Annotated in this window: 9 protein-coding genes; 2 read left to right on the top strand and 7 right to left on the bottom strand. The window is 60.4% G+C overall.

The annotated features are described in order from the left end of the window. The 5 genes from J0G10_RS19950 to J0G10_RS19930 all read right to left on the bottom strand — a co-directional run bounded on the left by J0G10_RS19950 (position 1) and on the right by J0G10_RS19930 (position 6,915). Positions 1–1,866: an extracellular solute-binding protein gene (locus J0G10_RS19950; protein ID WP_220556533.1), complete on the bottom strand. Its 1,866-nt coding sequence runs from the start codon at positions 1,864–1,866 to the stop codon at positions 1–3. 149 nt (positions 1,867–2,015) lie between these two features. Further along, the gene (locus J0G10_RS19945) at positions 2,016–4,727 is read right to left on the bottom strand and encodes a TonB-dependent receptor (protein WP_220556532.1); all 2,712 of its coding nucleotides are present in this window, start codon (positions 4,725–4,727) and stop codon (positions 2,016–2,018) included. Positions 4,728–4,935: 208 nt separating this feature from the next. Beyond that, complete coding sequence (locus J0G10_RS19940) at positions 4,936–5,337, bottom strand: ExbD/TolR family protein (RefSeq protein ID WP_220556531.1); 402 nt, start codon at positions 5,335–5,337, stop codon at positions 4,936–4,938. Then, positions 5,337–6,023: a MotA/TolQ/ExbB proton channel family protein gene (locus J0G10_RS19935; RefSeq protein ID WP_371857721.1), complete on the bottom strand. Its 687-nt coding sequence runs from the start codon at positions 6,021–6,023 to the stop codon at positions 5,337–5,339. Before J0G10_RS19935 ends, J0G10_RS19940 begins: the two co-directional genes overlap by 1 nt. A gap of 67 nt (positions 6,024–6,090) precedes the next feature. Further along, positions 6,091–6,915, bottom strand: coding sequence for an energy transducer TonB (locus tag J0G10_RS19930; RefSeq protein WP_095051017.1), 825 nt, complete (start codon positions 6,913–6,915; stop codon positions 6,091–6,093). A gap of 1,112 nt (positions 6,916–8,027) precedes the next feature. Here J0G10_RS19930 and J0G10_RS19925 point away from each other — a divergent pair. Next, positions 8,028–8,651: a glutathione S-transferase gene (locus J0G10_RS19925; protein ID WP_095051018.1), complete on the top strand. Its 624-nt coding sequence runs from the start codon at positions 8,028–8,030 to the stop codon at positions 8,649–8,651. A 55-nt stretch (positions 8,652–8,706) separates the two neighbouring features. Here the strand turns inward: J0G10_RS19925 and J0G10_RS19920 are convergent, their stop codons facing one another. Then, positions 8,707–9,147, bottom strand: coding sequence for a CBS domain-containing protein (locus J0G10_RS19920; RefSeq protein WP_008084932.1), 441 nt, complete (start codon positions 9,145–9,147; stop codon positions 8,707–8,709). 198 nt (positions 9,148–9,345) lie between these two features. On the opposite strand from J0G10_RS19920, the gene J0G10_RS19915 reads away from it, so the two are divergent. Next, positions 9,346–11,706: a DNA polymerase II gene (locus tag J0G10_RS19915; RefSeq protein WP_177409298.1), complete on the top strand. Its 2,361-nt coding sequence runs from the start codon at positions 9,346–9,348 to the stop codon at positions 11,704–11,706. On the opposite strand, the gene J0G10_RS19910 is transcribed toward J0G10_RS19915, so the two are convergent. Beyond that, positions 11,671–12,141, bottom strand: coding sequence for a DUF1810 domain-containing protein (locus tag J0G10_RS19910; RefSeq protein ID WP_095051020.1), 471 nt, complete (start codon positions 12,139–12,141; stop codon positions 11,671–11,673). The two genes, J0G10_RS19915 and J0G10_RS19910, sit on opposite strands and share 36 nt — an antisense overlap. Positions 12,142–12,157 lie beyond the last annotated feature (16 nt).

Below are 12,157 nucleotides of genomic sequence, written 5' to 3'. Positions count from 1 at the left end.
TCACTGGCCCCCCGCGAGTTGAGAGTGCATCTGCTGGGTGGTCAGCGCCTTGGCCGCTACCTCCCACCAGGTGTTGAGGCCTTCGTCATACGCCGGTTGCACGGGTGGCATGCCGAAGCGGTTTTGATACACCGTCGGTGTGCCTTTGGAGTAGTAGTTGGGAATCATGTAGTAACCCCATTGCAGCACCCGATCGAGGGCGCGGGCGTAATGCACCATGGCTTCGCGGCTGTTGGCCTGGACCAGTCCGTCAATCAGTTGATCGACCGCCGGATTGGCCAGCACCATCGAGTTCGAACTGCCGACTTGCGTGGCGCTTTGCGAGGCGTACAGGCTGTACAACTCGCGGCCGGGAGAGACGATCGGATCGCCGCTGCGCGGGAAAGCGACGACGATCATGTCGTAGTCGCGGGCGTTGAGGCGGTTGATGTATTGCGCCGAATCGATCCGGCGCAGATTGAGCGTAATGCCGATCTGCGCGAGGGTGCGTTTGAACGGCAGCAACATGCGATCGAAGCCGCCCTGACCGTCGAGGAAAGTGAACTCCAGCGGCTCACCCGCAGCGTTGACCAGACGATTGTGTTGCGGCGTCCAGCCGGCCTCGGCGAGCAGCTTCAGCGCTTGCAGTTGTTTGTCGCGGATGTAGCCACTGCCATCGGTTTTCGGTGCCTGGTACACCGTGGTGAAAACCTCGTCGGGAATCTGCCCACGCAGCGGTTCGAGGATCTTCAATTCTTCGGCGTCAGGCAGGGCGGTGGCGGCCATTTCGCTCTTCGGCCAGAAGCTGTTCTGGCGCACGTAGAAGCCGCGCATCATCTGTTTGTTGGTCCACTCGAAATCCCACAGCAGGCTGATCGCCTGACGCACGCGGCGATCCTTGAAGAACGGGTTCTGCAGGTTGAACACGAAGCCCTGAGCGGCGGTGGGTTTGTCCGGGGCGAGGATCGACTGTTGCAAACGACCGTCGCGCAATGCCGGGCTGTCATAGCCGACCACATAACCGGACGAGGAGAACTCGCGGTTGTAGTCGAACGCGCCGGCCTGCAGCAGTTGCCGGGCGACGTCGGTGTCACCGTAGAAATTCACCGTGAGCGTGTCGAAGTTGTACATGCCGCGACTGACCGGCAAGTCCTTGCCCCACCAGTCCGGATCACGTTCGAAACTGATACTGCGCCCGGCGTCGACCTTGCTCACCCGGTACGGGCCGCTGCCCAGCGGTGGCTCGAAACCGCCGCCATTGGCGAAGTCGCGGGTTTTCCACCAGTGTTCGGGGACCACGCGCATCGTCGCCAGATCCAGTGCGAGGGTGCGGTTGAGGTTGTTCTTGAAGGTGAAGCGCACCTGTCGTGGGCCGTCGATCAGCACGTCCTGCACATCGGCGTATTGCTGGCGATAACTCAGGCTGCCCTTGGTCATCAACAGGTTGAAGGTGTAGCGCACGTCTTCAGCGGTGATCGGCGTGCCGTCGGCGAAACGTGCTTGTGGATTGAGGGTGAAGCGCACCCAGAGTCCATCGGGGTCGCGCTCGATCTGCTGCGCGACCAGTGCATAAACGGTGTACGGCTCGTCCAGCGAGCGGAACGCCAATGGCGAATACACCCAGTCGTTGACCTGCACCACGGAAATGCCCTGATCGGCATACGGGCTGATGTAGTTGTATTGGCCGATCTCCATCGACGCACGGCTGAGCGAACCGCCCTTGGGCGCCTTGGGATCGACGAAATCGAAATGCTCGAAGTTCGCCGGATACTTCGGCGCTTCGCCGTACACCGTCAGCGCATAACTGCCGCCGGCCAGCGCCGAAGTGCCGGTGCATAACAGCGCACTGCCCAAAAGCAGGCCCGCCATGTTGCGCAAAAAACTCATGAAGTCACCCTGAAAATCCCTGAAGAAACCCGGCCCCCATGTGGGAGCTGGCTTGCCAGCGATAGCGGTATGTCAGTGAAGTAAATGTCGACTGATACAACGCCATCGCTGGCAAGCCAGCTCCCACAGGGTTTTATGGTGCTCGTTCTTTAGAAGTGGTAAGTCATGCGCGCAAACAAAGTACGGCCCAGCGGGTCGGTGTAGCGCGGGTCATAGCCGCTCTGGAAGTTGTAGGCCTGGTTGGAAAACGGCGGGTTGCGGTCGAACACGTTCTTCATCCCGGCATCGACATCCAGCACCTTGTTGAAGGTGTAACCGGCCGACAGATCCCAGACCGAATACGACGCCACGCGCGCGTGGGTGTCGCGGTCGTAGTCGTTGTAACCCGTGGTGAAACGGTTGGTCAGTGCTGCCCGCGCCGCGCCGAAGGTCCAGCTGCCGGTGAGGTTGTGCTTCCAGCGGGCGATCACGCCGTCACCCTGAAAGTCGCCGACCTTGTCGGTAAACGGGCCTTTGATGGTGCTCTGGAAGTCGTACTCGTCAACATAAGTGCCTTGCAGCCCCAGTCCGAACTGACCGTACGGCGTGTTCGGGAAGCGATAGTCCAGCGACACATCGACACCGTTGGTTTCGACGATGCCGAGGTTGGCGTTGCCGGTGACGATGTAGTTGAGCGTGCCGTCGGCGTTGCGCACGAAGCGGTCCGGGTAGGAACCGGCCTGATCAAACACGGTGGATTCCGGGAACGGCTGGATCTGGTTGGAGATGTGAATCCACCAGAAATCCAGACCCACCGAGAGGTTGTTGATCGGCTGATACACGAAGCCGAGGGTCACGTTACGCGCCTTCTCCGGGGCCAGGTCTTCGTTGCCGCCAATCTGATTGAGGAACTGCTGACCGCAATCGCGGCCGCCGTTGCCGCCCGGTTGCACCACACCGCCGGTACACAGCACCGGGTCGTTGTAGTAGCCCTGGGTGAAGGTGATGCTGCGCGGCGAATACAACTCATACAGCGACGGCGCACGGAAGCCTTCGCTGTAGGCGCCACGTACCACCAGCTCTTTCAACGGCTGATAACGGAACGAGTATTTCGGGTTGGTGGTGCTGCCGAAGTCGCTGTATTTGTCGTGACGCACGGCGGCGGACAGTTCGAGGCTGTCGAGCACCGGTACGTTGATTTCCGCGTAGGCGGCTTTCACGCTGCGGTCGCCTTCGACGCTGCCGGCCGGGTCGATGCCGAGGCTCTGGATGTCGCCGGCGAACGACTCGAAATCCTGATGGAATTTCTCTTTGCGGTACTCGCCACCCAGGGCCAGACCGGCCGGACCTGCGCCGAACCAGTCGCCGATTTCACGACTGATACGACCATCGAAACCGGCTACACGGCCCACCGCGGTGGAATAGGCGCCGTGATACGCCGCGTTGTCGATGTACTGCTGACCGGCCGCCGATTGCGGGCCGAACGGGTTTAGCAAACCACTGGCCAGACCATTGATCATCGCCTGATCGCTGACAAAACCGCTGGTGACGCTGGAGACGATTTTGTTCTGGTTGTACGAGGCGCCGACGTTGTAATCCCAGCCGCCAACCAGACCATCGAAACTGAGCAGGAAGCGCTGGCTGGTGTTCTGGTCTTTCGATTCACGCGGGCCGGCAGCGGTTTCACGCCAGTTGACGTCCACCGGTTGGGTCGGGTCGAGGGCGAAATCGGTTGGCGCCGGGGTGATGCCGTTGCCGGGATAGTAGGGCGACGAGGAATCGAGGCTCAGACCGGTCAACGGCGCAGGGCCGATCGCCGTGGCGTTGTTGTTGCGCGACCAGAAGTATTCGAGATTGACGTTGTGATCGTCGCCGAGCTTGCCAGTGGTTTTGCCGAAGAACGAGGTCTTCTCGGTTTGCGGCACCAGGTCGATGTATTCGCGGGTGCTGAAGCGGCACAAACCGTCGCGGGCGATCAGGTTGGGGCCGTTGCAATTACTGTTGGCCAGCGGGTTGGTGGCGTTGCCGTTCTGGCTGTAGTTGCCGGGGAACGCGGTGCCGGAGGTCTGATCGAGGCCGCGACCGGGGGCGTAGTCGGTGGCGAAGGAGCGGTCGTTGGCGTCGAGGTTCTGCTGCTTGTTGTAGTTGAACACGCCGAGGACGTTGAAACGGTCTTCTTCCAGATCGCCGTAGCCCCAACTGGCGCTCATGTCTTTGGTTGCACCGCCGCCGCTGTGGGTCGGGGTTTCGCCGCCGAGGGTCAATTGGCCGTCGGTCAGGGATTTCTTGGTGATGAAGTTGATCACGCCGCCGATGGCGTCGGTGCCGTACAGGGCCGAGGCGCCGTCGCGCAGCACTTCCACACGTTCGATGGCGGCAAACGGGATCATGTTCAGATCCACCGCGCCGCCGGCCGAGTTGGTCCCCGACAAGGCGTTGTTGGCCAGGCGTCGACCGTTGAGCAGCACCAGCGTCTTGTTTGCGCCGATGCCGCGCATGTCGGCGAATGAGGCGCCGCCAGTGGCTGCGCCCACGGAGCCTGCGCTGTTGTTGATCGACTGGCTACCGGTGATGCGCTGCACCAGTTCGGCGGTGGTGGTCACGCCCTGTTTGCGCAGCTCATCGGCCTTGAGAATGGTGATCGGCACCGCCGTTTCCGCATCGACCCGGCGAATCGCCGAACCGGTCACTTCCACCCGTTGCAGTTGCGTGGTCGGCGCAACCACCGCCGCAGCTGCCGGGACGTTAGCGTTGTCGTCCTCGGCCGCCTGCACAGTCCCGGCGCCCATCCCCATGGCCACCAGATACAACGGAACAAAACGGTGGCGAGAAATCGTTGCCACCAATGGTTTGAGCGTGAAGCGTGGAGTGTTCATCAGCATGGTTATTTCCGACTTTTTAGACGTTATCGAATTGGCCTTGTGAGCCCCTCATTGCTCCGCTATCGGTGATACCGCGTGCGGAAAACCACTTTCTTCAAGCAAGCCGATCCCCTCCGAAGACGCGTGGCGTTTTTTCGGTCGGCCGTTTACGACGGGATTCGGTCAGCGGTGCCGGACGCGTGTTTTCAGTACGCGGCCGGCACCGCACTCAGTGGGTGGTCATCACCGATATTTTGGTAATGCCCGAGCGTTCGATAGACGCCATGGCCTTGGCCACCTGGCCGTAATTGACGGCGGAGTCGGCCTGCAACTGCACGCGCACTTCGCTGTCCTTGGCCTTGACCTCTTTGAGGTTGGCTTCCAGTGATTCCGGGGCCAGCTCGGTCTTGGCCAGATAGAACTTGCCGTCCTGATCGACGCTGACCACCACCGGATCCTTCTTCTCGGCGGGGGCGACGGCGTCGGTTTTCGGCAGGTTGACCTTGATCGCGTTGGTCATCAGCGGTGCGGTGACGATGAACACCACCAGCAGCACGAGCATCACGTCGACCAGTGGCGTGACGTTCATTTCGCTGAGCACTTCATCGCTGTCTTGAGTGGAAAAGGACATCAGCTGGCCTCCCGCACGGCGGCCGTGGTTTTGCTGGCGATGGCCTGACGGCTGATGGAAAACGCACTGCGCGAGGCGAGGGCGTCGAAGTCGTGGGCGAAGTCATCCATGTCTGCCGAGGCGAGTTTCAAACGGCGCAGGAAGAAGTTGTAAATCAGTACCGCCGGTACGGCGACAGCGATACCGACGCCGGTGGCGATCAACGCGTGACCGATGGGACCGGCGACCGCTTCAAGGCTGGCCGAGCCTGTTTCGCCGATGCTTTTCAGCGCTTCCATGATTCCCCACACGGTGCCGAACAAACCAATGAACGGCGCGGTGCTGCCAATACTGGCGAGGATCGCCTGACCGTTTTCCAGGGAGCGACGTTCCTTCTGGATCTGCTGGCGCAGGTTGCGTTCCAGGCGATCCGAACGGTTGATGGTGTGCGCCAATTGCTGGGTGGTACGCGGCGAATCTTCCACCAGCAGCGCTTCGAAACCGCTGCTGGCGATACGCGCCAGCGCGCCCGGATACTGGCTGGCGTGTTCGGCGGCGGTGAGCAGATCCGGCGCGCCCCAGAAGGCTTTGCTGAATTGTTTGTTCTGCGCTTTCTGCCGCAGGTACTGCGCCGACTTGACCAGCAGGATCGCCCAGCTGACCACGGAAAACAGCACCAGACCCCAGAGCACGCCGGGGACAATCATCGAAGACAAATCGTTCATGGTGACACCTCGCTTGCGTTATTCGGTTGTGCGTTGATTGAGCGTTCGGTTATTGCGGCAATTTGAAATCGATGGTCTGGGTGGCGAAGCCGTCAATCGGCGTGTCACCGCGTTTGGCCGGAATGAATTTCCAGTTCTTCACGGCGGCAACAGCAGCGTCATCCAGTTGCGGTTTGCCGCTGGATTTGGTCACCGTCACCGAACCGGCGCGGCCGTTGGCGAGTACCTGAATGCGCAGTACCACGCTGCCTTCCCAGTTGCGCCGCAGTGCCAGCGACGGGTATTCCGGCGGCGGGTTGCCAAGGCTGGCGAGACCGGAAATCGCTGCCGACTCCTTGACCGGACCCGGCGCGGCGGCAGGAGCCGGTGGCGCGCTCGGGGTGGCCGGGGCAGCAGGAGCCGCCGGTTGTGCCGGCGCCGGTGGCGCTTTCGGTGGCTCGACCTTTTTCACCGGTTTCGGCTTCTCGACCGGTTTCGGTTTTTCGATCGGCTTGGGTTTCTCCACCGGTTTCGGCGGTGGTTTGACCGCATCCTCGTCTTCCACCGGTTGTTCCGGTTCCGGCGGCGGTGGCGGAGGCGGCGGTGGTGGCGGTTCCGGTGTGGGCGGTGCCGGTGGCGTCGGGCTGGTCAGCTCGACGGTCATTTCCGGAATCTGCGGTGGCGTTGGCAATGGCTCTGTTTTGGATTGCTGGAGAAACCACCAGGCGCCGCCATGTATCAGTGCCGACACAGCGACCAGCAACACCATCTGCTGTTTATTCAGACCGCCGGGTTGCGAAGTGTTGGCTTTAAACGCCGGCCTGCCCGGAGGCGGCGGAATTGGCGCTTCCCGCAACGACCCCGGCAGGGTTCTGTGCTTTACCGCATCGTTCATTAAAGCTCCCTCGGGTTGATGAAGGGCAATAAGGTGCCGTCCGAACATCCAGGAGATGTTCGAGTGGGTGGGTGCAACTTTCTTCAAGGTGAGCAGAAGCCGATAGTTGAACTATCCGGTTAACAAGGCTTGTGCAAACTTACTGGCTTGGCGTCATCGACTTCGACTGTTCATTAGCCATTCCCTGGTTGTTCTTCTATTACGTAAGACAACGGTCGGTGTCTCATGCTTGTTACACATAGCAACCGCTGTGCCACATGTTGCTGAAATGTAGAGTGCGTATTTCATGAGTGTTACCCATGTCGCATTTATATAAGTTTTACCCTTGTCGGGGTTTTTCCATGGCGCGCAGATTGCCGTTACTCCGGTCGAGGGAGCTTTTTCACAGGCGAGTCAGGCTGTGCGCCATATCACGCTGATCGGCGGGATAGAGCGGCGGCCTGGCTTGCGGCCAGGGCACTTGCTGGTGCGCGGCGGACCGAATTGGTGCGGGTCAATGTTTTAGCGGCTCACGGGGCATGTTCCTTGTTGTTGTTTAAATGAAATCACTGTTTGAACTACTGAATAGTTAAAAGCTGTGGAGCAGTTTTGGTGCACTTGTAATGATGCTGAAAGTTATTGTTCGACAATCCTGCTGTCGTTCAATGCACACTGCGCTTGTGCAATAACTGTCCGAGTCTTATTTAAAAAATAAATAGCACGCTGCCGTCGGCCAATAACTCATTGCCGAACGCAGTGCGCTGTCGAAGTGTCAGGTAATAAAGTAAGTGTGAAGGCAGCCGGGACTGTTCGGATGAACTCGGCGGCGAACGGATAAATGCAAAGAGGCTGTGATGCGGCAGAGCGTTTGAAGATTCACGCGGTGAACTCCTGTTGCCAGCTCGGATACGCGAACTTTTGGTTCGGTATCGCACCTTACAAGAACGCGGATAACGTTCGATGATTGCTCTTGGTGCGGGATGGGCACCGCAAGCGCTGTTTTGCGAGGTTTGAATTCGCAAGTCGCGAGTGCATGGGAAAACCGTGCCAAAGCCGATACACAGGCAGATTATTTCTACATCCACGCTACAGCCATCTACCCTGTGGCAATGGTCTTTTCGGGGGGATTGGATATGTACCAGCTCTATGGGCACAGAAATTCAGGCGCGGCGGCCATCGAAGCGGCGCTGGAGCTGTGCCAGATCGCTTACCGTTTCATTGATGTCGAAGCCAGCACCGAAGCTGCCGAGGCGTTGGCGCAGCTCAATCCGCTCAAGCAGATACCGACCTTGCAACTGCCCGATGGCGGCGCCATCACCGAGAGCGCGGCGATCCTGATTCACTTGGGGCTGACGTTTCCCAAGTCCGCTTTGCTGCCTGCCAAAGCAGAGGATCGTGATCAGGCGATTCGCGGTCTGGTCTACATCGTCAGCAACTGCTACGCGGCGATCGGCGTCATCGATTATCCGGAGCGCTGGCTGCTGATGCCCGACGAAGCCTCGCGGCAGAATCTGGTCGCCGGCGCGCGCGAGCGTTTGCACTGGAGTTGGGAGGTGTTTGCCGACCAGTTTTCCGCCGAGCTGTATCTGGATGACGAAACGCCGGGGGCGTTGGATGTGCTGGCGGCGGTGGTGACACGCTGGGCGGGCAGTCGCGAGCATTTGCGCCAGACGCGACCGGGGTTTTATGCGTGGCTGCAGCGGATTGACCGGCATCCGGTGCTGGCACCGGTCTTCGCCCGGCATTGGCCGTCCTGACCGACGATGATCGTTCCCACGCGGAGCGTGGGAACGATCATGAGGAGGACGGGGATTATTCCCCGCGGATGTACTGCTCCAGTTGCTTGATCAGCTCTGCCTGTTCGGCAATCGCTTCCTTGACCAGGTCACCGATCGACAGCAAGCCGATCAACTTGCCGTTCTCCACCACTGGCAAGTGCCGCAGGCGTTTGTCCGACATGATGCCCAGGCAGGTGTCGACAGTTTGGTGGGTGTCGACGGTGATCACGTTCGCCACCATGATGTCGCGCACCGGCGTGCCCACGGATGAGCGGCCATGCAGCACCAGTTTGCGTGCGTAATCGCGTTCACTGATGATGCCGACCACCTTATCGTCTTCGACCACCAGCAAGGCGCCGACGTTTTTCTCGGCCATCTTCATCAGCGCTTCGAGCACCATGTGATCAGGCTTGATCTGGTGCACTTCCTGATTTTTCTGATCTTTGAGCTTGAGCAGTTGGGCGACGGTCTTCATGGTGGTTACTCAGGTGTTGTCGTTGTTCTCCAAGCATCGTAGACGCAAGCGCGCAGGGCAAGGTGGCAAAGCGGCAGATAACACGCAAAAAACGTCATTCGCCGGTTTTTTCCGTGGTTGACGCCGATTTATCGCCAGGGTCATCCCACGCAATGCCGCGTAGAATGCCCCTCTGATTCAATTCCTGAGGTTGCAGTGGTGGATTTACCGCAGGGCTTCGTCCTGACCCGGCATTGGCGCGATACCCCGGCCGGCACCGAAGTCGAGTTCTGGCTGGCGACTGACGCCGGGCCCCGTCGTGTGCGTTTGCCGCATCAGCCGTCGGTGGCGTTTATCCCCGCTGAGCAGCGCGAAGCGGCCGAACGCCTGCTGCATGGCGAGAAGAATGTCGAACTGCGCCTGCTGGCCCTGCAGGATTTCGAGCATCGCCCGGTGCTCGGTCTGTATTGCCAGCAACACGGCCAATTGATGCGCCTGGAAACCGCGCTCAACCGCAATGGGGTCGACGTCTACGAAGCCGATGTACGCCCGCCGGAACGCTACCTGATGGAGCGCTTCATCACTGCGCCGGTGCAGTTCAGCGGCACGCCCGATGCCGACGGCGTGTTGCTCAACGCCCAGCTCAAACCTGACCCCGATTACCGACCGAAGCTGCGCCTGGTCTCGCTGGACATCGAGACTACCGAAACCGGCGAGCTGTACTCCATCGCGCTCGAAGGCTGTGGCGAGCGTCAGGTGTACATGCTTGGCGCGCCGAATGGCGACGACAGCATCGTCGATTTCGACCTCGAATACTGCGACTCGCGCACCATCATTCTGAAGAAGCTCAACGACTGGTTCGCCCGCCACGATCCTGACGCGATCATTGGCTGGAACGTTGTGCAGTTCGATTTGCGCATCCTCCACGAACACGCACGGCGCCTCGGCGTGCCGCTGAAGATCGGCCGTGGCGGCGAAGAGATGCAATGGCGCGAACATGGCAGCCGTAATCACTACTTCGCCTCGGCGGCGGGGCGGCTGATCATCGATGGCATCGAGTCGCTGCGTTCAGCGACCTGGAGCTTCCCGTCGTTCAGTCTGGAAAACGTCGCGCAGACCCTGCTCGGCGAAGGCAAGTCCATCGACAACCCGTACCAGCGCATGGACGAAATCAACCGCATGTTCGCCGAGGACAAACCGGCGCTGGCCAAGTACAACCTCAAGGACTGCGAACTGGTCACGCGGATCTTCGCCAAGACTGAATTGCTGACCTTTTTGCTCGAACGCGCCAGCGTCACCGGGCTGCCGGCCGATCGCAGCGGCGGCTCGGTGGCGGCGTTCACGCATCTGTACATGCCGTTGATGCATCGTCAGGGGTTTGTCGCGCCGAACCTCGGCACCAATCCCCCGCAGGCCAGCCCCGGCGGCTTCGTCATGGACTCACAGCCGGGCCTGTATGAATCGGTGCTGGTGCTCGATTACAAGAGCCTGTATCCGTCGATCATACGCACCTTTCTGATCGACCCGGTGGGCCTGATCGAAGGCCTGCAACACCCGGATGACGCCGATTCCGTGCCGGGTTTCCGTGGCGCGCGTTTCTCGCGTACTCGCCATTGCCTGCCAGCGATCGTCTCACGTGTCGCCGAGGGGCGTGAGACCGCCAAGCGTGAGCACAACGCACCGTTGTCGCAAGCGCTGAAAATCATCATGAACGCCTTCTACGGCGTGCTCGGCTCCAGCGGTTGTCGCTTCTTCGATACGCGGCTGGCTTCATCGATCACCTTGCGTGGTCACGAGATCATGCTGCGCACGCGCAAGTTGATTGAAGAGCAGGGCCACGCGGTGATTTACGGCGACACCGATTCGACCTTCGTCTGGCTGCGTCGTCCGCACGGGCAGGAAGAGGCGGCGAACATCGGTCATGCACTGGTCAAGCACGTCAACGATTGGTGGCGCGAACATGTGCGGGAGGAGTACGGACTGGAAAGCGCCCTCGAACTGCAATTCGAAATTCACTACAAACGCTTCCTGATGCCGACCATTCGCGGTGCCGAGGAGGGCAGCAAGAAACGCTACGCCGGCCTCGTCACCCGCGCCGACGGCAGCGATGAAATGGTCTACAAAGGTCTGGAAACCGTGCGCACCGATTGGTCGCTGCTGGCCCGGCAATTTCAGCAGGAACTCTACGAGCGGATTTTCCAGCGCAAGCCCTATCAGGATTACGTGCGCGACTACGTGCGCAAAACCCTTGCCGGCGAATTCGATGATCGGCTGGTGTACCGCAAACGCCTGCGCCGCACCCTCGACGATTACGAGCGCAACGTACCGCCGCATGTGCGTGCGGCGCGGCTGGCCGACGACTACAACGCCCAGCACGGGCGCCCACGGCAATACCAGAACGGCGGCTGGATCAGCTACGTCATCACCCTGGCCGGCCCGGAGCCTTTGGAAGTGCGCCGCGCCGCCATCGACTACGACCACTACATCACACGGCAACTGCAACCGGTGGCGGATGCGATTCTGCCGTTTGTCGACGACGATTTCTCAACCCTGATCGGGGGGCAACTGGGCCTGTTTTGAGTCGAGCAATTGCAGCGTCCATTCATCGAGAATGCCGTGAAAATAGCGCTCCAGCGCTTGAGTGAACACGCTGTCTTCAGCGGCGAACTGAGCAAACAGGGTCATCGAGGAATGAAACTTCAGGTCATCGGGATGGCCGAAAATCTCCGCGATCGAGCGCTGTTTCACCTTCAGCACTAACTGCGTGCAGGTACGCAGGCGCGCGCCGAGCAGCTCGTGGGCCAGATAGGCCCGGGCTTCCTCGGCTGAACCGATGGCGAAGCGCCGGGACATTTCACTGCCGCCCAGGCCGGCGAACTGCGGAAAGACAAACCACATCCAGTGGCTGCGTTTGCGGCCCTCATCAAGTTCGCGTTGCACGCGCTCGAACACCGGGTCCTGGGCCTGGACAAAACGTTGCAGGTTGAACGGGTCGTACTGATCTGTGCTTCTCATCGCGAAGCCCTCGCCA

Origin of the sequence: Pseudomonas germanica (genome assembly GCF_019614655.1) — a bacterium.
GTDB lineage: Bacteria > Pseudomonadota > Gammaproteobacteria > Pseudomonadales > Pseudomonadaceae > Aquipseudomonas > Aquipseudomonas neuropathica.
Note: the sequence above shows the minus strand (reverse complement) of the source record. Positions and strands in the feature narration are given on the sequence as shown.